The organism is Streptococcus dysgalactiae subsp. dysgalactiae, from assembly GCF_900459225.1.
Taxonomy (GTDB): domain Bacteria; phylum Bacillota; class Bacilli; order Lactobacillales; family Streptococcaceae; genus Streptococcus; species Streptococcus dysgalactiae.
Genome location: NZ_UHFH01000003.1, coordinates 966,944 through 989,046, shown reverse-complemented (window position 1 = coordinate 989,046; position 22,103 = coordinate 966,944). Strand labels below are relative to the sequence as shown.

General features: G+C 36.9%; 23 protein-coding genes and 1 pseudogene. 4 read left to right on the top strand and 20 right to left on the bottom strand.

Annotation, left to right across the window (positions count from 1 at the left end):
• Window positions 1-8: 8 nt before the first annotated feature.
• The 4 genes from folE to DYD17_RS05240 form a co-directional block, all read right to left on the bottom strand.
• A complete protein-coding gene (gene folE / locus DYD17_RS05255; RefSeq protein WP_115252841.1) occupies window positions 9-575 on the bottom strand; it encodes a GTP cyclohydrolase I FolE in 567 nt (188 codons plus the stop codon).
• 39 nt (window positions 576-614) lie between these two features.
• Entirely contained in the window at window positions 615-1,883 is a 1,269-nt protein-coding gene (locus DYD17_RS05250; protein WP_115252840.1) for a bifunctional folylpolyglutamate synthase/dihydrofolate synthase, read from the bottom strand.
• Between the two features lie 113 nt (window positions 1,884-1,996).
• Window positions 1,997-2,857 (bottom strand): homoserine kinase, encoded by an 861-nt coding sequence (thrB, locus tag DYD17_RS05245; protein ID WP_115245859.1) that lies wholly within the window; start codon window positions 2,855-2,857, stop codon window positions 1,997-1,999.
• Window position 2,858: 1 nt separating this feature from the next.
• The gene (locus tag DYD17_RS05240; RefSeq protein WP_115252839.1) at window positions 2,859-4,142 is read right to left on the bottom strand and encodes a homoserine dehydrogenase; all 1,284 of its coding nucleotides are present in this window, start codon (window positions 4,140-4,142) and stop codon (window positions 2,859-2,861) included.
• A 186-nt stretch (window positions 4,143-4,328) separates the two neighbouring features.
• Between DYD17_RS05240 and DYD17_RS05235 the strand changes: the two genes are divergently transcribed.
• Window positions 4,329-5,291, top strand: a complete 963-nt coding sequence (locus DYD17_RS05235; RefSeq protein ID WP_115245857.1) for a polysaccharide deacetylase family protein — start codon at window positions 4,329-4,331, stop codon at window positions 5,289-5,291.
• Window positions 5,292-5,384: 93 nt separating this feature from the next.
• On the opposite strand, the gene pbp3 is transcribed toward DYD17_RS05235, so the two are convergent.
• The 13 genes from pbp3 to lacA form a co-directional block, all read right to left on the bottom strand.
• A complete protein-coding gene (pbp3, locus tag DYD17_RS05230) occupies window positions 5,385-6,614 on the bottom strand; it encodes a D-alanyl-D-alanine carboxypeptidase PBP3 (RefSeq protein ID WP_003050430.1) in 1,230 nt (409 codons plus the stop codon).
• Between the two features lie 297 nt (window positions 6,615-6,911).
• Window positions 6,912-8,111 (bottom strand): tyrosine-type recombinase/integrase, encoded by a 1,200-nt coding sequence (locus tag DYD17_RS05225; protein ID WP_024439949.1) that lies wholly within the window; start codon window positions 8,109-8,111, stop codon window positions 6,912-6,914.
• A 2-nt stretch (window positions 8,112-8,113) separates the two neighbouring features.
• The gene (locus DYD17_RS05220) at window positions 8,114-8,362 is read right to left on the bottom strand and encodes a DUF3173 family protein (RefSeq protein ID WP_000860228.1); all 249 of its coding nucleotides are present in this window, start codon (window positions 8,360-8,362) and stop codon (window positions 8,114-8,116) included.
• Between the two features lie 269 nt (window positions 8,363-8,631).
• Window positions 8,632-8,856: a helix-turn-helix domain-containing protein gene (locus DYD17_RS05215; RefSeq protein ID WP_000284847.1), complete on the bottom strand. Its 225-nt coding sequence runs from the start codon at window positions 8,854-8,856 to the stop codon at window positions 8,632-8,634.
• A gap of 188 nt (window positions 8,857-9,044) precedes the next feature.
• Entirely contained in the window at window positions 9,045-9,932 is an 888-nt protein-coding gene (locus DYD17_RS05210) for an aldose 1-epimerase family protein (protein ID WP_115252838.1), read from the bottom strand.
• A gap of 22 nt (window positions 9,933-9,954) precedes the next feature.
• Complete coding sequence (locus DYD17_RS05205; protein ID WP_000477313.1) at window positions 9,955-10,233, bottom strand: DUF3884 family protein; 279 nt, start codon at window positions 10,231-10,233, stop codon at window positions 9,955-9,957.
• Window positions 10,234-10,257: 24 nt separating this feature from the next.
• Window positions 10,258-11,664 carry a 6-phospho-beta-galactosidase gene (gene lacG, locus DYD17_RS05200; protein ID WP_016480895.1) on the bottom strand — a complete coding sequence of 469 codons (1,407 nt, stop codon included), beginning with the start codon at window positions 11,662-11,664 and terminating at the stop codon, window positions 10,258-10,260.
• 72 nt (window positions 11,665-11,736) lie between these two features.
• Window positions 11,737-13,434, bottom strand: coding sequence for a lactose-specific PTS transporter subunit EIIC (locus DYD17_RS05195; protein ID WP_115252837.1), 1,698 nt, complete (start codon window positions 13,432-13,434; stop codon window positions 11,737-11,739).
• On the bottom strand, window positions 13,434-13,751 hold the full coding sequence (locus DYD17_RS05190; protein WP_001078303.1) for a PTS lactose/cellobiose transporter subunit IIA: 318 nt from the start codon (window positions 13,749-13,751) through the stop codon (window positions 13,434-13,436). Before DYD17_RS05190 ends, DYD17_RS05195 begins: the two co-directional genes overlap by 1 nt.
• A gap of 23 nt (window positions 13,752-13,774) precedes the next feature.
• A complete protein-coding gene (gene lacD / locus DYD17_RS05185) occupies window positions 13,775-14,758 on the bottom strand; it encodes a tagatose-bisphosphate aldolase (protein ID WP_017646968.1) in 984 nt (327 codons plus the stop codon).
• Window positions 14,759-14,761: 3 nt separating this feature from the next.
• On the bottom strand, window positions 14,762-15,691 hold the full coding sequence (locus tag DYD17_RS05180; RefSeq protein ID WP_115252836.1) for a tagatose-6-phosphate kinase: 930 nt from the start codon (window positions 15,689-15,691) through the stop codon (window positions 14,762-14,764).
• Window positions 15,692-15,738: 47 nt separating this feature from the next.
• The gene (gene lacB / locus DYD17_RS05175; protein WP_017649750.1) at window positions 15,739-16,254 is read right to left on the bottom strand and encodes a galactose-6-phosphate isomerase subunit LacB; all 516 of its coding nucleotides are present in this window, start codon (window positions 16,252-16,254) and stop codon (window positions 15,739-15,741) included.
• A 34-nt stretch (window positions 16,255-16,288) separates the two neighbouring features.
• A complete protein-coding gene (gene lacA / locus DYD17_RS05170; RefSeq protein WP_115252835.1) occupies window positions 16,289-16,717 on the bottom strand; it encodes a galactose-6-phosphate isomerase subunit LacA in 429 nt (142 codons plus the stop codon).
• A gap of 448 nt (window positions 16,718-17,165) precedes the next feature.
• On the opposite strand from lacA, the gene DYD17_RS05165 reads away from it, so the two are divergent.
• A complete protein-coding gene (locus DYD17_RS05165; protein ID WP_115252834.1) occupies window positions 17,166-17,939 on the top strand; it encodes a DeoR/GlpR family DNA-binding transcription regulator in 774 nt (257 codons plus the stop codon).
• A 130-nt stretch (window positions 17,940-18,069) separates the two neighbouring features.
• Window positions 18,070-18,237: pseudogene (locus DYD17_RS05160) on the top strand (P-II family nitrogen regulator); the annotation flags it as partial.
• 157 nt (window positions 18,238-18,394) lie between these two features.
• Here the strand turns inward: DYD17_RS05160 and DYD17_RS05155 are convergent.
• From DYD17_RS05155 to pfkB, 3 genes are read right to left on the bottom strand one after another with little or no spacing between them, the layout of a single operon-like run.
• Window positions 18,395-18,841, bottom strand: coding sequence for a PTS sugar transporter subunit IIA (locus tag DYD17_RS05155; RefSeq protein WP_115252832.1), 447 nt, complete (start codon window positions 18,839-18,841; stop codon window positions 18,395-18,397).
• A 2-nt stretch (window positions 18,842-18,843) separates the two neighbouring features.
• Window positions 18,844-20,238 (bottom strand): PTS fructose transporter subunit IIC, encoded by a 1,395-nt coding sequence (locus tag DYD17_RS05150; protein ID WP_115252831.1) that lies wholly within the window; start codon window positions 20,236-20,238, stop codon window positions 18,844-18,846.
• Entirely contained in the window at window positions 20,228-21,160 is a 933-nt protein-coding gene (gene pfkB / locus DYD17_RS05145; protein ID WP_017771100.1) for a 1-phosphofructokinase, read from the bottom strand. The genes DYD17_RS05150 and pfkB overlap by 11 nt, the downstream gene beginning before the upstream one ends.
• A gap of 113 nt (window positions 21,161-21,273) precedes the next feature.
• Here pfkB and DYD17_RS05140 point away from each other — a divergent pair, with 113 nt between their 5' ends.
• Window positions 21,274-22,029, top strand: coding sequence for a MurR/RpiR family transcriptional regulator (locus tag DYD17_RS05140; RefSeq protein ID WP_000213558.1), 756 nt, complete (start codon window positions 21,274-21,276; stop codon window positions 22,027-22,029).
• Window positions 22,030-22,103: the final 74 nt, after the last annotated feature.

The following is a 22,103-nucleotide window of genomic DNA, read 5'->3' as shown; positions in this document are numbered from 1 at the left end:
GTCCCCTCCTAAGCTTTTGTCATTAATGCCATAACTTCTTGTCTTTCAGAACGATTTTCCTTGTACAGACCTCTTGCCGTAGTCGTGATGGTTTTACTTCCTGGCTTTTTGATGCCTCGCATTGTCATGCACATGTGCTCTGCTTCAACGAGGACCAAAACGCCTGTTGGATGAAGAGCCTCAACCAAAGCGTCTGCAATTTGAGCGGTTAAGCGCTCTTGTAACTGAGGACGTTTACTTGCGACCTCAACCGCTCTCACTAATTTACTCAGGCCAGTGACACAACCATCACTTGGTAAGTAAGCAATATGAGCTTTGCCATAAAAGGGCACCAGATGATGTTCACACATGGAATAAAAACTAATGTCTTTGACGATAACCACATCCTCATGGTGTTCCGTAAAAACAGCTGTAAATTCCTCCTTAGGGTCTTTGTTAAGACCTGCAAACATCTCAGCATACATCTTTGCAACTCGTTTAGGTGTATCAAGAAGCCCTTCTCGATTTGGATTTTCTCCAATTGCTTCAAGAAATTGGTAGATGGCTGCTTCTGCTTTTTCTTTATTAATAGACAATAGTCTTCCCCTTTTTAAATGATCTCTAATTGTTGATTCTCAAATGGAATTGTCATCGGACTGACTTTTCCAATACTGCCTTACTTCAGAAATAAAGTAAAGGGAGCCCGTAACGAGGAAAAAGTCGGCTGTTGTTGCTTGGTAACGCAAATCCAAAAAGTCTCTAAAATCGGCTATTCTCCTGAATCGATTAGGGTATTTATCTAACGGATAGGCATTCGGATGATGGAAACTAGTTACCCACAAATCGCCCATTGTTTCCAACCTAGCTAACATATCCGCAATGGGTTTGGTATCAATCGCACTAAACAGAATATGAATCTTTTTACCCTTGTACTTACTTTTCAAGAGAGCTACTAAAGCAGCCACACTTTCATTATTATGTGCCCCATCAATCATCAGATTTGGCGCTAATAATTCGGTACGGCCCAACCAATAACTGGATTCCAGACCTTCCTTTATGTGATCTGGAGTTAGCTTAGGATAGCGGTCTTGCAAGATTAAACTCGTCATAATCGCCAAAGCAGCATTAGATACTTGATGTTCACCTGGCATAGCAATGTGAATGGTTGAAATCGTCTTCAACGGGCTTGTAAAAACATAGCCTGTCGGTGTTCCTTGCAATTGAAATTGTTTCTGCCACTCCCAAATAGAAGCTCCTACTTGCTCTGCTTTTTCCAAGAAAACTAATCGTGCTGCGTGATCTTCAACGGCAAAAACAAGGGCTTCACCCCCCTCTAATACCCCTGCTTTTTGCGCAGCGATCTCAGCATAACTCTCTCCCAAGATAGCCTGATGATCTAAACCGATAGATGGGCAAACGACTACCATCGCTTGAAAAGCATTGGTTGAATCATACAATCCTCCCAATCCTGCTTCAATAATAGCAAGGTCAACAGGATGCATGTCTCCAAAATAGAGGAACATGATTAAAGTAATCACTTCAAATTCAGTTACCTCTCCAAAATCAGTCTCTTGGACTAAACGCTCTGTTAAAGGACGAACACGATTAGCAGCATAAACCAAATCAGCCTCTGAGATCATATTACCATTGATACTGATTCGCTCTTTAAAGTCCATAATATAGGGTGAGGTAAAGGTACCCACCTCATAACCTGCAGCCGTAAAGATATGCTGTAAGTTATTGACCGTAGAGCCTTTTCCGTTTGTTCCTACCACATGGATCCCTTTAATCCGCTCTTGAGGGTTTCCTAGCTGATTAAGTACCCAGAGCATGCGTTCTAAACCTGGTTTAATTCCAAAGGCTAACCGTCCATGAATCCAGTCTAGTGTTTCTTGATAAGTCATCTTATACCTCACAACATCTATTTCTAGTATACCACATGACAAGTAAAGTAACAGCGGATAATGACAATTGCAACTGATGTTGCCACCTCTCCACTATAGGGATTAGCCTTGTTTTAGAGAAGGCATAAACCTCGCTGATCAACCGTCAACATCTCAAGGTTACCTGACAACCCAAGTTGTGAAATTGCTTCATACACGTTTGCTCGCTTATCAAGAGAGCATAGAACCATCACCGTTGGACCAGCTCCTGATAAGTAAGTGGCATAAGCCCCGCTAGCTGCGGCCACTTGTTTAATAGGCTGAAAGTCTTTCACTAACTTTTGACGGTAAATTTCATGAAATTGGTCATTTTCAATAGCCTTACCAGCCTTCCTCATGTCTCCTGTCAACAAAGCAGCAATAGCCAGATTTGCTACAGATGAGGCTGCTACCGCTTGCTTATATGACATTTGCTTTGGTAAAACATCTCTCGACTCAGTCGTCTTTAATTCATAATCAGGGATAAAACAAACCAAAGCTAGGTCTGGAAAAGGAGTGACAATATAATTCACTTCTTTTCCAAGCTGTGACGCAATAACCATTTGACCAAAAATAGCTGGTGCGACATTATCTGGGTGTCCTTCAATCTCTGTGGCAATCGCTAGCTTACGTTCATCAGATAAGGTCAATTGACCTAGCTGATTCGCCAATTCAATCCCAGCAACAATGACTGACGATGACGAACCTAACCCACGCGCCAAAGGAATATCTGACGTCATTTTAATACGGTGAGGTGGCATATTAGGAGCCAGTTTCAAGGCTGTTTGCAGCAATAGATTTTGGTCATCGCAAGGCACACCTTCCAAATCATGCTCAATCACCCATTTATCTGTGGCTTCTAAAATAGTGATTTCTAGATATTTGGATACGGCGATTCCAACTGAGTCAAACCCTGGTCCCAAATTAGCTGAAGTAGCTGGAACTCTTATTTTCATACTAGTCTTCTCCTAAAACATTAAAACTATTTAAAATAGTGACACCTGCCTTAGCGGCTAGGCGACATTTAAAGGTTTCAAAGGTAGGTTGACTTATTTTGTTGGTCACAATGACTAGGCGTTTGTACTGATTATTATCAGAAACATCAAGCAATTTTTGAATCACCGGTATTTGCTCATCTCTCCCCTGCTTTTCTTCTGTTAGTGTTATCTCCTTCGAACACTTCAAGGACAGGTAATAGTAATCATAACAATTTTCAGCTTGTGCAAGTTGACCATCTACCTCAAAACAATTAAAAGGGGTTATTGATAACTGATGGGTTAAGCATCTTCCTATTTCAACAAGGTCTGCAAGAACAGATGTTGCTGTTGGTTTTTGCCCAGCTCCTGGACCATAAAACAGAGATTGTCCGATTCCAACAGAGTCCACATAAACAGCATTCATAGCATTTATAACACCTGCCAACTGATGGGACTTAGGCACAAGGGTCGGAGCCACTTGTGCCTGAAGACCTTCGGAACAATCACGGATAGAACCAATTAACTTAATGACATAGCCCAATTGATCTGCTGCTGTCACATCTTCTGGGGTAATATGAGTGATACCTTGATGCTCAATTTTCTCAAATGGTATGGTCACTCCAAAAGCAAATTGACTCAAAATAGCAAGTTTATAGGCCGCATCAATGCCTTCCACATCATTTGTCGGATCACTCTCTGCATAGCCTAGTGATTGTGCTTCTGCCAGAGCAGTCTCGTATGTCCAACCCTCGTCAACCATCTTAGTTAACATAAAATTCGTGGTACCATTTAAAATACCATAAAGAGCCGTTACCTTATCTGCGGCAAAGGCGTTGGCTAACGTTCTTAGTATTGGGATACCTCCAGCTACAGCAGCCTCGTAGTAGAAAGCTAACCCCCGTTGTTTGGCCAAAGAAGCAAGCTCCAACCCGTGCATAGCTAGTAAGTCCTTATTGGCAGTAACTACATGTTTCCCTGCCAAAAGGATACGAGTAATATAGGTTTTAGCAGGCTCAACACGCCCCATTAATTCAACCACAATAGCAATAGTATCATCCTTAATAATATCTTCCAAAGAAGTAACAAAATTATACGAGTAGCCTTGTTGCTGCAATCGTCTTTTGGTAGCCTCATCTCGGACTAGCACCTTTTCAATAACTAATGTATCTCCTACTAGAGCCTGTAATTTTACTCTATTTTGTTCTAATAAAGGTGGAAGACCTGTTGCAACAGTTCCAAATCCTAATAAAGCTATTTTTATCATCGTTTCTTTCACCTCACTCTTACCTTAATGATGGTCTGATCCTCCATCAATCTCCTCAATTATACCAAATTTAGCCTTAGTTTTACAAAATATATTAATAGCAAGTACAAGAAAATTTCTTTCTAAAAGACTTGCTACTGCTAAAAAATGTTACAATAGGATTAACCAAATCAAAAGGAGCATCAAATGAAGAATAGACATAAACGGCGCCAACGACGCAAAGCCTTTACGATGATTAACATCCTATTGTTATTAGCTTGCACGCTTGGGTTAGCCTTAATTTTCTGTTTGTACCAGAATCACTCCAAATTAAACCTATCACAGATATCTCAAGCTCTTCCAAAAGTCAGCTTCTTCCAACACAAAGAAACAACTACCAAAATCATTCAAAAAGCAAAAAAAAACCAGATTACAACCTCGACATCACCAAAAACTAATCAGTCACAGAACACTTGGACGAAGCAAACCTCACCTGTTAAAGTACCTATTTTAATGTATCACGCCGTCCATGTCATGGCTCCCGAAGAGGCTGCAAATGCCAATCTAATTGTTGCTCCTGATCTTTTTGAACAGCAGATCAAAACAATGAAAGAAGCTGGCTACTACTTTTTAAGCCCAGAAGAAGCCTACCGTGTGCTTTCAAGTAATGAATTACCCGCTGAAAAAGTGGTTTGGTTAACGTTTGATGATAGTATGATTGATTTTTATAGAGTTGCCTATCCAATCCTTAAAAAATATGGTGTTAAAGCAACAAACAATGTCATTACGGGATTAACTGAAATTGGGAGTGTTGCCAATTTAACCCTCAATCAAATGAAAGAAATGAAACAATCCGGTATGTCCTTCCAGGACCACACCGTTAACCATCCAGATTTAGAGCAATCCAGTCCAGACACTCAGACAAGTGAAATGAAAGACTCTAAGGATTACCTTGATAAAGAATTAGGTCAAGAAACCATTGCCATCGCTTATCCAGCAGGCCGATACAGCGATACTACCTTACAAATTGCAGCTAGTCTCAACTACAAACTGGGGGTAACAACTAATGAAGGTGTTGCTAGCGCAGCCGATGGACTGCTTTCCCTCAATCGCATTCGCATTTTACCAACGACAAGCCCTGAAACACTTTTAGCAGCTATGAGACAATAAGTGTGAATTAAGTAATAATAAAGTAAAAAAAGACAGTAAGAAGAAAATTTTCTCACTGTCTTTTTGTGTTGATAAAGAATGCTATCTTTAATCTTACTTCAGTTTCTCCAGAAGACCTCGCCACCACAGCTGTAAGTCAGAGGCCTTTTTAAGAGATTGACTAGCTTTCAGAGGAATACGCTCAGGTTTTTTCAAATACCTCTCGCCTGCAATTCTGGGAGAAGCCAAATAAGCAACCACCTCACCTTTAGCAATAGGTGCTAACAAAGAGTCGGTTGACACCACAAACTGTTTCGGTCTAGGAGCCAGCTCATCAGTGCCTAACACCAAGGTGACATCTTTGGTTACATAAGCAGATAAGGTCTGTGCTGTGCCATTTACCACTGAGAAAGGACGTTCTGTCATCAGGCTTCCCTTTTTCAAAATCTTACGACGATGATACCGTTTAGCCACATAGTCTAACAAACGATTCGCCTGCTCAAACCGCGTGTTCTGGTTTTTATCAGATCCATCGGCATTTAGAATAACGGTAATCAGTCTCATACCATTTTCAATAGAAGTTACCACAAGGCAATGACCCGCCAAATCTGTCGTTCCTGTCTTTAAACCATCAACTCCTGCTCTACCCTTAGCCATACCTAGCAAGAGTTGATTAAAACTGTGAATAGAATTACCAGCAAAATCAACTTCTGTTTGTTTAGTAATCTCTAAAATCTCAGGAAAATCCTCCAATAAGTGCATCGTCACAATTGCAATATCCCGAGCACTCAGTATATTCTCTTCTTCCAACGCAGAACCAGGATAACGATGGTCCTTTAACACCTCATTTGGCAGACCTGAAGCATTAAGAATTTTACCAGAAGTAATGCCCCAACGAGATAGCTGTATCCTCATTTGCGCTACAAAGTTAGGCTCTGATCCTGCTACCTTTTCTGCTAACGCAATGGCTGCGCTATTTGAACTTGCCACCAAAGTTGCCTTTAATAAATCCTGCACCGAATATGCCTTTTGGTCAAAGGGTACATTACTTAGAGAACTATCTGTGGTTAACTCAAACGCATAATCTGAGAGGTTAACTTGATCTGATAATTGTAGTTGACCTGACTTAACCTTATCCAAAACCAGATAGACTGTCACCAATTTGGTCAAAGAGGCAATGGCGTCTGGCGTCTTAGCGTCTTTCTCATACAGGACTCTACCAGAATCTGCTTCTACGACGATCGCATGTTCTGCCCCCACTTGAAAATCAGCTGCGAGAACTGTTTTACCAAGCCCCGAACAAGCTAGTACCACAAAAAAAAGGATAGCCCACCTTTTCTTCATTATATCTTTCATAGTTACTATTATAGCAAAAATTCTCAGAAAATTAACTATAAGTGAAATACCACTTAACACAACAATCTCAATTACTCTTAAAGCTTAACATTATTGACTAGACTTATCATAACAATCGATAATAACGGCTTATTAAAACCTATCAAAAATGATATTCAAAAAACCCGCTATTTTTAAAAATAGCGGGTTAATCAGCATATTTAAGCTACTAAAGCAAGGACTCTATTATTTAAGAGTAACAATAACACACGTTACTCTGTGGGCGGTATAATAGGCTTTTTAGCCTTAATTATGAGTTTGGCAGGGATTTTGGCATAAAATGGAATCTAGTCCTGCACTAATTACATTTTGGGTTATTTCTTCTGATACTGTTTTATCTAATGCATTAAACCAGTGACTGTAGGTATTCAAAGTTGTAGACTTATCAGCATGTCCCATTCGTCTTGCCACATATAAAATGTCCTTCTGCAAAACATTTATGAGATAGGAAGCATGACTGTGCCGCAATCCTTTTCCTGTTATCACTGGTACTCCAACTTCTTTAGCTTTTCTCTTAATAATTCGACAGATCGTTGATTTACAAAACGGTTCACCAAATCGTGAAATAATGAAATCTTTATCTTGATTGGCAACTTGATTTTTTCGCCAATTTTCCAATACTGATATTGTCACATCATCCAGTTCAATGAGGCGTTCTCCAGCAGGTGTTTTGGTTTGGTCTTTACGATACCAATTTCCATTTTCATCCTTCTCTAAGGTTGTATGAACTTTCAAGAATTTGTGTTCAAAATCGACATCTTCCCACCATAACGATAAACCTTCACTTACACGAACACCTGTCATATAATATAACCAAATAGTTGTGAATCTTTGTAAATCTTCGTAATCTTGTAAATCAAATGATTTAATAAAGTTCTGAAACTCAATATAAGTCCAAAATGGAGTATCAGGGTGCTTGCCTCTAGGGTTATCTAATGCCTTGCATGGCATAGATGAAATATATCCTAATCTCTCAGCATATCCCATACAAGCCTTAAATCGTGACCATAAATTCTTTGCATAATTTTCAGAATAATGCTCAATGATGTGCAATCTAAAAGATTCACAATCTCTAGCTGTTATGCCTTTTAAAGGTTTAGAGCCAAAATACTGAATAAATAACTTATGATGTGGCAAAGCAGTTTTATAAGTTACAGCTTGTACCTTTTGCTTATAAGCTCTTAGATAAATGGTATTCATATAACTTTCAAATGTTATATTATAATTTTCAATACTAAGGTTATTATTAAACTCATACCTAATTCGAACCAGTTCATCATACGCTTCTTTCATTGTAGTAAATGGCTTACCATACTGATTCTTTCTAGCTTTCTTTTGAACTCGTTTACCTGTTACTGGATCAACACCAAGATCAGCCTGATAAAATATCTTGCCATTCTTATCACAATAAACACCTTTATACTTTTTTTGATTTTTTGTAGCCATCTTTAATTCTCACTTTCTAAATTGTCTTCAGAGAGTGAAATTCCGATTAACTCTTCTACTATATCTTTAGGAGCAATACCAAGTCTTCTATTGTCAAAGGGCGATTTACTTAATTGTACCGCATTATGGTCAACTTTGCGAGCTTCTTCAAACTTTTTTACTGCTATTCTTTTTGCTTCTCTAATGATGTTTCTTGCCGTATGTTCAGGAAAACCAATATTCATCAAGTTTTTATATGTTACTGTTTTCATACCTCCACTCCTGTCAAAAAAATTATTTCCTCAGTAGGTATGATTGGTTAATTCATTCATGGGCATCTCACCCGCTGTCCTTTTACGATGGCAGCCTGAACGTTCAGAAGTATCATTGTCCTTATTTGTGGTCATGGCAGATAGAGAACCACTCTATTTTATAGCTAATAATTTTCGCTCCTATCACGGCGTATCTCACTAAATTGCTCAACAAATAAGAAAGTCCCACCTCGGTTTATTCAATTGTCAATGAACAAATCAAGGAGAGACTATTTTATTTTTTGTTTAATTCTTTGAGGACAGTCTGATAGTCCAAGAATATAATCCGTACTAACGTTATAGAGTGCAGAGAGTTTTATAAGTATTTCAGCTGTAAGAACTACCTCACCTCTCTCAATCTTTGCATAATTTGTGGAAGAGAACGATAGTTTTTCAGCTACAAATTTCTGAGTGAAGTCATTGTCTTCTCTCAAGTCCCTTATACGTTGGTACATATAGCTTTCTCCTATGAAAAGTATAGAATACTTTTAGAAGAAAACTTGGAAATTGTCATAATATGACAGCTGATATATTACCTCAATATTACTGAAGTTTATTGATAAATTTTAAATCAATAAATCATAATTTCATGATATAAGTCAGAATATTAAAGTAAGTATTAATAAGCTATTTGCCAAATTCATTAACAAATTTCAACTGTAAATGCTTTGCGAGATACTTCGCCTTTTTCAACATAAGTGACATGGGTTTTATCAATAAAGTTGTCCGTTTCTGTCAAAGAGGTAGATAAGCCACTCCACGGTTCCAGAGCAATAAATGGCCCTTTGTTGGTTGTTGTCCAAACAACTAAGAAAGGAAAATCTTCGAATGATACTTTTAATCCTTTTTGATGGTTTTTGGATTTCAAAGCAACCTTCCGAGATTTAAGGTTATCAAACGTCAACGCATCATGTTGAAACAGTTCATAATTCAATTCTAAAATTCTTGTTTTAGATAGCATTGGTTGACGTTTGGAAAAATCAAGAAGTCCCGTATCTGGGAAACTTTTTGGAATCGTGCAATCTTCTTCCAATTCGAATTCTAGGTAATAGTCATCAAATGCTTCATCCTCTAATAATGGACAATTAAATCCTGGATGGCCTCCAATAAAAAATGGCATCGCATCTAACTCACCTAAATATCGAACTGCATATTCTGTTTCCAACTTATTACCGTCCAAGCAATAGGTTAATTGGAGTTCAAATGGAAAAGGGTATTGCTTTAACATCTCATCGTCAGACAAAATACGAAACTGTACCTCATTTTCGGTATGTTTTACTAAATCAAAAGTGCGTTTTCTGACAATCCCATGGCGAGGCATTGAGCCAGAAATTGTTTTTTCACCAACCTTAAAAGTGGCTTCATCATTTCTTAGACTACCACAGATAGGAAAGAGAACTGGTGCCTGACCACTCCAGTACTCTGGATTGCCTTGCCAAAGATATTCCACACCATCTCGATCTTTAATCGAACTGATGGTCGCCCCCTCTGGTTTAAATTCAACCGTTAATTCGTCATTTTTTAATTTCATTAGTTGATTCCCCAATTATACTCTATGATTGCTGAAAAGGCATATAGTCCATTTCATATCTAACATTCCCTTTTAAAGAATCTTCTAAGAGATTGTTAAACAATATTTTGAATTCATCTAATTCTAAATCTGAATGACAAATCCATTCTCCTCCAGTAGAGACATACCATTTCCCTAAAGATTTTAAAACATCTTGATCGATGTATGGAATATATGGACATTTTTCAAAATTAACAATATAAACTTTTTCATAGGCAGAAGTTAAAACACCGTCTGTCACTCTTTTTAATGTTTTAAACATAGGTACACACTTTCATAGTAAGGATTAATCAATGACTTGAGTTTCAGCAACTTTCTTGTACCAATGCGCTGATTTTTTAGGATAACGTTCTTGTGTCTCAAAATCAACATAGAAGAGACCGTAACGTTTCTCATATCCATTTGACCATGAGAAAACATCCATCAGAGACCAGATAAAGTATCCTTTAACGTTAGCACCATCTGAAATCGCATCAGAAATCACTTCCAAATGTTTTTTCACGTAGTCAATACGACCATCATCATAAACTGTTCCGTCTACAAATTCATCCTTATAACCAAGACCATTTTCAGTAATGTAAATCTTTTTATAATTAGGATAGTCTGCTTTTACCCGCATAATTTGATCATATAGACCTTGAGGATAAATAATCCAATCCCAATCTGTTTTCGGAACATTTACTGGTGCTTCTCTTCTACCAACACCTTTAATTTGGTATTTGGAACTTCCTTTTTCACCTTTACCGTTATGAATGATTTCAGTCTCGCCATCAAAAGCTTGCATCCAATCACTCATATAGTAGTTAATACCAAGGAAATCATTTAAATCTTTTGCAGCATCCAGTGCTACAAAATCTTCTTCACGAAGATCAAGTTCACCACCATTCACCTCAAGGATATGGTTAACACCTTCCATTGTTTTATCTGAATACTTACCAAGATAAGTTGCATCAAGAATAAATTTATTATGGATGATATCTTCAAGTTCAGCTGCTCTAACATCGTCAGGATTGTTAGCATCAAATGGATACTTAGTTGGAAGAGCATGTACAACACCGATTTCACCTGAATAGCCACCGTCTTTAAAGAGTTTCACGGCACGAGCATGAGAAACCATCATATTATGATGAGATTGAAAAACTTTTGCCAAATCATATTGGATACCTGGAGGGAACTTACCAACCAAGTATTGACCATCACCAATAGGCCCAATTTCGTTAAATGTTGTCCAATAGTTAACTTCTGAGAATTCTTTAAAACAGAATTCTGCATAATTTACAAAATGTTCAATGTTCTCACGATTGAGGAAATCACCATCCGAGTGGAGAGCTTCTGGTGTATCAAAATGGTGAAGTGTAACAAAAGGCTCAACATGACGCTTATGACACTCTGCAAAAAGATTGTGGTAGTATTCTACTCCTTTAGGGTTAACTTCTCCTTTTCCTGTTGGAAAAATACGAGACCAGGCAATAGAAATACGGATGCCGTTGACACCAAATTCTTCACTAAGTTTCAAATCGACTGGATAACGATTGTAAAAGTCACTTGCTGGTTCAGCAGTATACCAATAGTTGTCTTCTAAGTATTTATCCCAAGCTACTGGCCCTTTGCCATCTGTGTGGGTAGCACCTTCAGCTTGGTAAGCAGCTGTAGCACCACCAAAAATAAAATCTTTAGGTAATGTTTTAGTCATGATATACCTCTTCTAAATTTTCATTTCACTATAAAGGAAGATTGAGTACCCCCAACCTTCCCTAGTGAAATATTATTTTTCTATCTGTTCTTTAACGAAGTCCAATGCACCTTGACCATCGCGAGTCAATTTGATGTATTGAGCCCCTTCTGTTTTAGCTAATTTAATATCAAGTTTATCAGTTTCCACTTTAATATCTTCATAGTTAGAAGCTACTTGAGGTGCAAGGATAACAACTTGATATTGTGGTAAAATCTCACGGTGAGCACCATAACTTCCTGCTGCTGCAGTGACAGGTGCACCATATTCTTTTGCTGCTTTATTCAAAGCATTTGCTAATAAACCACTTGTACCACCACCGGCACAAAGAACGAGAACATTAGTTTGATCAGTGATTTCTTTAGTTTCTTTAGCTGCTGATTTTTCAAGAATAGCATCAGCTTTCTTAGTGTCAAAGTTTGCTGCAACTTTTTCTTTAAGGGCATCTGATGAATTCGTACCTGCTGCTTCTTCAGCAAGAATTTGCTCATCGTATACTTTCAAGAATGGGTAGTAGATAATGACATCAACAACGATTAACAAAGCTGCCAAAATGAATGCTAGCACTTGGAAGTTTGTCCCAAGAATAAGACCTAATGGAGCTGGTGTTGTCCAAGGCAAGTTTGCAGTAAAACTGTTCATTCCAAGTGTATCAATAAAGAATTTGAAAATCCATACATTGACAATTGGTGCCAAAATAAATGGAATAAAGAAAATTGGGTTCAAAACAAGTGGAGCACCGAACAAGATTGGTTCGTTAACTCCGAAGAATGTTGGAACAACAGATGCACGTCCAATGGCTTTGTTACGTTTTGATTTTGTTAACCACATGAACATGAATGGAACGACGAGAGTTGCACCAGTACCACCCATGGTAACGATGAACATTTGAGTCCCTGAAGTCAAAATCTTGTCCGCATGTTCACCAGCTTGAAGTAATTGAAGGTTGGTTTCAGCATTTGCGTAAGTAATCGCTGCAATGGCTGGTTCAACAATAGAAGGACCGTGGATACCAACAAACCAGAAGAAAGCAAATGCACCGAAGATAATAGTGATTCCAACATAGCCATCTGCTGCTTGGAACAATGGTGCAAGAAGTTTACCAATTGATTCTGCAACGTTAACGCCTAAAGTAGTATGAACAATCAATTCAATCACATAAAGAAGTACAACTGATAACGTGAATGGAATCAAATCCTTAAATACTTGAGAGATATTTGGTGGAACCTCTTCAGGCATGCGAATAGTGACATTGTTTTTCACACAGACTTTATAGACATTTACGGTAATAAATGCTGCGATGAAGGCTGTCAACAAACCTTTTGTTCCCATAAATCCAGTTAAGAAACCACCGTCTTTTGCTGGATTAGCCGCCATTAGTAGAAAACCTACAATAGCAGCAAGCATGGTTGAAATAAAGTTGATTTGGTTCGTGCTAGGCAATGAGCGGTTCATTGAATCGGTTAATGTTTTCGCAGTCGTACCAGCCACAAACAAACCTAAAATACCCATTGAGTAGTTGTATGGTGTCATCAAAAGATTCTCAATATCTTTGCTCCAATGGAAGCCCCATGCATTTGGAACATAGGCAATCAAGATAAAGATACTTGAGAACAAGATGACTGGCATACCAGCGATAAAACCATCACGAATAGCACGAAGATAGATATTTCGAGAAATTTTCTCGAAGAAAGGTTTCCCTTTCTCAATCTGAGCAATTAATCCATTCATTATTTTGCTCCTCTCTTATAAAGTTCAATCATGTGTTTCATTAAATCTTGCAATAAAATGGTAGTCATTAAATGATCTTGACCATGCATAAGAGTAACACTATATGCCAAATCTTCTCCCGCAGCTTCTTTTTGTAGTAGACTTGTTTGAGCATTATGAGCATCGTTCAAGCATTCACTACCTGCTGCGATTAATTCTTCTGCTTTAGCATAATTCCCTTCTTGCGCTGCTTTAAGAGCTTCTAAGAATTTAGAGCGGGCATCACCAGCATAGGCTACGATTTCAAAACCTAAAAGAGTAGTTTCTTCTCTATTCATTGTAGTTTCCTCCGAAAATAATGTTAAATTTTTTCAGTCCAAGGACTTGCAGTTTTATCTAGTACTTTGTTTAATTCGTCAATATTTTTGAAACCTTCTGTACGCAACCATTCACGAGCTGCTTTAGGTCCTTCTTCAATATAGACTTTTACAGATCCTGCCCAAGTAGCACGTCCACACAATACACCATTGAATTTTGCGCCTGATTCTGCTGCAAATTCCAAAGTATCTTGGAACAACTTGGCTGAAACACCTGCACTCAAGTAAATGTATGGTAAATCAGTAGAAGCTTCTTGATCACGGAAAGCTTGAGCTGCTTCTTCTTTTGTAAAGAGAACTTCACCTTCTGCAAAGCCTTCTACAAATTTCATGTTTACTGGAACTTCAACTTTCAACACGTCAACACCAAAGCGTTCCTCTGAGAATACTTTCATTGCTTCGTTAACTTTATGAGCTTTTACTTTTGCAAACTCAGGACTAGCATTGTCAGAGATTTTCTCGTCATAAGTTAGAATTTCTAGGTAGAATGGAATATCTTCTGCTCGGCATTCAGAACCAATACGTTCAATGTAAGCTTTTTTCTGCTCATTGACATCTTTATCTCCATCTACATCATAGTAAAGAAGGAATTTAACTGCTTCTGCACCAGCTTCTTTAATACGTTTCGCAGACCAAACATCTAAACAATCAGGTAAGCGACTAGTTGTTGTTGCATCGTATCCTGTTTTTTCATATGCCAACAACAAGCCTGCTTCTTCTGAACGAACACGACTTGCTGGCAAGCCATATTCAGGATCAAGTAAAATTGATGATGAAAATGGTGTAAGTTCTTCAGAAACTAAACTTTTAAGCTCTTCAATTTGTTCTACTGTTGGTTCTTCTGTTTGATGTTGGGCCATCATACGTTTGAGAGCTCCACGTTGGTCGAAGGCTAAGGCAGATATAACACCATCTACACTTAGTTTTTCCATGCTTTTACGTTTGTTTTCAGTTAAAGTAATTGTCATTTTTTATACCTCTTTGACTTTAATAGATTGATATAACTTATCGTAATTTTCCATGTTAACATGCCCAGTTGTTTTTTCTTGAGCATTTAACATACCTAAGACATTTGATTTTGTTAATAAAGCTCGATCATCTTCATCATTCGCTAAACCCGAAGCGATACCTGCTACTGTAGAATCACCAGAACCTACAGCGCTTACAATTTCGATTTTAGGAATGTCAACTTTATAAAACGTATCCTTGTGTTTTGCAAATACACCATTAGCACCAAGAGAAACGATTATCCATTCAATTCCTTCAAATAGTTCATCTTGTAAGACTTCTTTTAAGGATTCAAAATCATTTGTCATTTCTTTACCTAGAAGTTGAGAAAGTTCTTCAAGATTAGGTTTGATAACTGTTGGTTTACTATCACCTTTCAATACTGCTTCTAGAGCATTTCCAGAACAATCCAGAACCGTTTTCTTTCCATTAAGGTTGGAAATAGTAATCAATTTCTGATAGTAATCATCTGGCATTCCCGCAGGAAGACTACCTGACATTGTCACTACGTCAACATCATTCAATAAATATTTAAAATGATTAGTAAATCCATCAATTTCATCTACACTTAACATCGGTCCTTTTTCTAAAATCTCAGTTTGATTCCCTTCGTGTAATATGGCTATACAAGTTCTGGTATCGCCTGAAATTTTATAGAAGCGACTTAAAATCGAATCGGGAAGATGATTAATGATAAAATCACCGCTTTCTCCACCTATACAACCAGTAGCTTTGACTGTTTCACCGAATTCATTAAGAACTCGGGAAACATTCAAGCCTTTACCACCAGGTGTCTTTGTAACATCTACAACTCGATTTACGGTATCGAATTTTAGCTCATCCAAAGGGTAGGAGACATCAATAGCTGGATTTAAAGTAACTGTTAAAATCACAATAGCTCCTTTTTCTATATTTATCCCTATATTAGTATATTCAAATATTAGTCGTGATATTCACCACGATCCCATTTTTCTAAGAATTCATCAAAGAAGTGTGGGTTATTTTGATCCTGACTAGCATGTTGTAAGCTATCAATTTTTTCAATCAAATTTTTATTTTCTTCAGTTGGTTTGTATTCAGCAGCTAAGAAAGCATCGATAATATCATTCATCAGCAAACCACCGATAATTTTTCCACCAAAACCAATAACGTTTGCGTTAAGCTCTTCTTTTGAGTAGATAGCAGATGTCATGTCTCTGACGAGTGCTGAACGAATTCCAGGAACTTTATTTACGGCATTTGTAATACCAACACCAGTACCACAGATAACAACACCTAGTTCTGCTTCACCACTTGCTACTGCTTCACCAACTTTTTTACCAAAAATTGGATAGTGTGTGCGGACATTATCGTATGTACCGCAATCAATGATTTCATGACCTTGTGATTTCAAATAATCAACAACAGCGATTTTTTCATAAGTAACAATATGGTCACAACCTACAGCAATTTTCATTTTTGTTCTCCTTGTTTTAACCTATTTCAATCAATTAGCACATTTTATTAAGCATGTCAACACGAACTTGATGACGTCCACCATCATATTCACCTTCAACAAAGCCTTTGACAATGTTTTTTGCAATTCCTGGTGCACTAATTTCAGAACCAAGCGTAATGATTCGAGAGTTATTGTGACCTCTTGTCATGTATGCTGAGCGCTCATCTGATACTTCAGCTGCCACCATTCCTTTAATTTTAGTAGCCACCATGAAAGAACCAACACCATACGCATCAATTACAATACCCAAGTTATCTTCGGATGCATTAACTTTTTTTGCAACAGCGAGAGTTGTATCAACGAAGTCACGAACTTCATTTTCACTGACATCAATGACTTCGTATTTACCTTCTTTAAGGTAATCTTTGATAACATCTTTAAGTTCTGTACCTGCTTTGTCAGCACCGATAATAATTGCCATTTTATTTCTCCTATGATTTGATTTAGAATAAGTAAATGTGGAAAACCTACGTAGATAGTTAATTAACGATTTGCAAAATCTTTTGAAATAACGCTTACATTATTTCTATGACCTTATAATACACCTAACCAACATAAAAGTCAACACTTTTATGTTGGTTTTTTTAAAAATAAACATATATATGTTTATTTTGTTTGATTTTATGTCTCGAAAATGATGTTTTATGTGTTTTAACAACTTCCATAAACCTTTAACAACAATAACTATTATATTAATCAGTATTAAATCATTATTTCTTATTTTTTAGTAAGCGTTTCATATAAAACATTTTTATGTTTTGTTTGTCTTTGTTTTTAAATATTTTTGTTTGTTTCGTTTGATTTTTCGGTTGTTATTATGTTATGATACCTTTAATAGTTATATTATAAGAAACTGATAGGAGGTAAGAATGAAGAAGAAAGAACGTCATGAAAAAATTCTCGATATCTTAAAAGTTGACGGTTTTATAAAAGTAAAAGATATTATCGATGAAATGAACGTCTCAGATATGACCGCTAGGCGAGATCTTGATACATTAGCAGATGAAGGATTACTTATCAGGACTCATGGTGGAGCTCAATACTTAGATAACCCTTCAACAAATGACGAAGGCCACGAGAAAACGCACACCGAAAAGAAAGTCTTACAAACTAACGAAAAAAAACAAATCGCACAAAGAGCTAACGATATTATTAAAGATGGTGAAACTGTCTTTATAGGTCCAGGAACAACTTTAGAGCATCTAGCTGTCGAATTGAAAAATAGAAATATAAGAGTTATTACAAATAGCCTTCCTGTTTTTCTGATTTTACATCCGAGCACTACTATTGACTTGATTTTAATTGGTGGTGAGTGTCGTGAAATTACTGGTGCTTTTGTTGGGTCTATTGCTATTAATAACCTAGAATCATTAACATTTTCAAAAGCTTTTGTCAGTGCAAATGCTGTTTATAATAATTCGATTGCTACCTACAGTGACCTCGAAGGAGAGGTTCAAAGAGTTGCCTTGAATAATGCTGTTGAGAAAATCCTTCTAGTTGATAGTACCAAGTTTGAAAGTTATGATTTCTATAACTTCTACCAGCTAGAACGAATGGATTTAATTGTGACTGATAAAAATGTGACAACTGAAATGATAGAAAAGTACGAGAAATTTTCTAAAATAATTATTGCTGATAAGTAATAGCAGCTTTCAAAAAGGATAATCTAGATACTTCTTAATTTATTATTAAGGAGTGTCTTTTTCTATTGAATTTTTTAGTACACCTTATTTATGTTAGTTTTTTCTAACGTAATAACGAACATTCTTAGCAAAAGTCAAAGTAGTAATAATCGTGAGTGATTCTCGTGTTGATACTGTAGTTGAAGCTATCATTTCGGCAGTTCAAACTGGAGAAATTGGAGATAGTAAAATTTTTATTATTCCAATTGAAGATGCTATTAGAATTCGAACTGGACAACATAGAGATGAGGCTTTGTAACATCATTAAGGTAAATACTTAAAGGCTATTCAAAAAATTATTACTATTTACATTAAAAATCCCTCTGTGACGATGGACATCAAGAATTAAACTTTGATTTTAATTCTTGACGTCATCAGTCTATTTGCAGAGGGGTTTTATAGCGTTTAATACATGTCTAAAGCTCTAAGTACTTATTAAAGACTGTCTCAATTTCTTCGATCTCATGTGCTTCTTTAAAATAATTTTTAAAGTCATTTTTCATAAGAATTCTAGCAATTTTTGAGAGATAAGTCAGATGAGTTGAACCAACTTCTGTCTCTGGAATAAATAAGGCTATGACAGAATCAATGAGTTTACCGTCCATAGACTCCCACTCAACTCCATTTTTTAGTTTTAAAACAGTAATACCTGGTTTTATGACCGCTTGACTTTTAGCATGTGGAATAGCAAATCCATCCATCATGCCTGTTGTTCCTTCTTCTTCACGAGATAACAAACTTTTATAGACTTGATCAGTATCATCTGCATAACCATTTTCAACAACAAGACCAGCAAGATAAGCAAACACATCTTTTTTTAGTGGCATGTCTACATCTACACGAATTAAATTTTTATCAATCATTTTTAAACCTCTTTATCGCTTTTTATCTTTTGCACAAACCCCATAAGAAGACCAGATATAACCGCTCCAATAAAGATTGCCAAAACCCAAAGAGCTGCATGTGTCACAACAGGCAATACCAAGAAGCCACCATGTGGTGCAGGGACTTGAACTTTCCAAAGGTATGTCAATACAGCACCAATTGAAGATCCAATCATTAAGATAGGGAGATTACGTAATGGATCTTTAGCAGCAAATGGAATAGCACCTTCGGTGATATGCGTTGACCCAAGAATCAAGTTAGCAAGACCAGCGTTTTTATCTTCTTCGCTGTAATATTTACGGAAGAACAAAGTTGCAAAGAATGTTGTCAATGGGGGTACGATACAAGCAGCTGATACACCTGCCATAAATGTTGTGTTGCCTTGACCAAGAAGAACAGTACCTGTTACGTAGGCAGCCTTATTGATAGGTCCACCCATATCAAAAGCACTCATGCAACCAATAATAATTCCAAGAAGGAGAGGATTAGCATTTTCAAAACCGGCTAACCATGACATCATGGATTCATTAACCCAAGCCATTGGTGCATTTATCAGAGCCATAAAACATCCGGTTAGAAAAACTCCTATAACGGGATATAAAAAGATTGCTTTCAAACCATCTAGTGATTTAGGGAGACCCTTAAGAAGTTTAATTAAACCAAGAACGATGTAACCCGCTGCAAAACCGCCTAAAATACCTCCTAAGAAACCAGATCCTCCATTCGCTGCCATGAGACCAGCTACTAGACCGGCAACAAAACCTGGTCGTTTAGCAATGGATTCAGCAATAAAAGCCGCCAAAACAGGCGTCATCATTCCCATTGCAACACCACCGATATCATTTTTTAGCATAGCCGCAAACCAATTATATTGTTCACTTTCAGTATCAAAAGAAAAAATACCAAACAAGAAGGATACAGCGACTAGCACTCCACCAGCTACCACAAAAGGTAACATGTGAGAAACACCATTCATCAAATGTTTATAAATTTGACGACCGAAATGTTCACGATGATCTTGCTTTTCGTCAACAACATCTTCTTTAACATCACCTTTTTGAATAAAACCTTTGCCATCTATTGCATCTTGCACTAGTTTTTCAGCATTTTTGATACCTTCTCCTACAGATACATTGATAACTCTTTTACCGGCAAAACGTTCTGCTTGAACATCCTTATCTGCTGCTATAATAACGGCATCCGCATTCGCAATTTCTTCTTGTGTCAGTTGATTTTCCACACCAATTTGTCCGTGCGTCTCAACTTTGATTGAGACATTCTTATCTTTGGCAGCCTGTTCAAGAGCTTCTTGAGCCATGTACGTGTGAGCAATACCTGTTGGACAGCCTGTTGCTGCTATAATTTTATAAACCATCTGTAATCTCCTTAATTTTGATTTGTTTTTTTAATAATTCAACATCAGTAAAATCTGTAAGTCCTGGTCGAAAGGCGGTCGATGAGCCTGCTGCTACTGCTTGAGCAAGACATTCCACTTCGGAGTGTCCCTTCAATTTATTGGCAAGAAATGTTCCCAAAAGTGTATCTCCCGCACAAGCTGTATTAACAACTATTCCGCTTGGTGCATTTGCAAAATAGACAGAATCGCTTATCAGAAGACATCCACTTCCTCCCAATGAAATGAGAACATTTTTCGCCCCTTTTTCTTGAAGGAGTTTTCCTTTTTCGATTAAATCATTCAATGACGGATCTTCTAGGTGAAACCATTCCGATATTTCTTCGTCGTTTGGCTTAATTAAATATGGTTTAAAAGATAAACACTCAATTAGTTTTGGATCGCTAATATCATAAATGAGATTTATCCCTTTTTTCTGACAAATTTTACCAATCTTTAAAAAGATCTCTGAAGAGATTCCTCTTGGCAAGCTTCCCGATACAATCAAGAAGTCATCTGGATTTAAGGATTCAAATTGCTTTAATAGTTCCCCTTGAGATTTTTCTAATATGATTGGACCCTGGTTAACCAATTTGAATTCCTGATTTTTTGACATGACCTGAGTGAATACATTTATCCTAGTCGTTCCATCTACTTTGACAAAATTTGACAAAATAGCTTGTTTTTTTAACTCATCTTCGATAAAATCACCTGTAAAACCAGCTTTAAATCCTAAAGGCGTACTATCAATACCGAGTTTTTTTAAAATAATTGATACGTTAACCCCTTTACCATTTGCTTGTAACTCATCATAGATGGTCCTATTAACTTTTTTATCCTCCATATCTTCTGTCTGAATAAACATATCTATCGCTAGATTCATTGTGCAAGTATAGACCGACATAAAATCACCACTCTTTTATTTTTTTATTATCATTAAAATAACACAAATAACTTGTAAGGGTTTTCTGATATTCAAGCAATATTGAAATGCTTTACATTACTTTCGGAGAATATATGACGACATCAAAAAAACAACTAACACAAACCGAGACTTACACTTGGGACTATTTAAATGAGCATTTTCAAGAAATTATCAACCTCAATATATCCGAAGTCGGAGAGATTATCAGTGTTTCTACCGCTACTATTACAAGAACGCTTCAAAAAAAGGGGTATCGTGGCTTTGTAGATTTTAAACACAGTATGGCCAATAATGCTCAGGATGAATTAAATATCCTAACAGAACCTCTATTGAATGACGAAACTAAGATTTCAATTTTAAAGAGTTACCAGGAAGTTACTCGAACATTGAATATGCTAGATTTAAAAACTCTCAATAACGTGGTGGATCTCTTACTAGATACAGAAAAAGTCATCATTTTTGCACGTGGTTTTTCAGAATTATTGGGAACAGAAATGCAAACTAAATTGTTGCTATTAGGCATCTATACTGAACTCTACACCGATCCCAATATCATTCGTACCATTAGCAAACGTTTAGATACAAAAACGTGTGTCATCTTTATTTCACTAAATGGTGAGACGCACTCTTTACAAAATGCTGCTAGCAACTGTCAAGAACGACTGATACCCAGTGTTTTAATTAGTTCCAATCAAGCTGGAAATCTCGGAAAACTAACGGATTATCAATTATATGGGTTTAAGACAGAATTAACCTATTTTCCTGATTTCGAGGTCCATTCAAGACTGCCACTTTATATTATTATGAGGCTACTTTTAGATACTCTAGCAGTAAATATGAAAGCGTAAATGCTAACCATTCTAAAACACCTACGCTCCAGCACAGGTGTTTTGAAATTTTTATTATGTGACTTTAAGTCCGT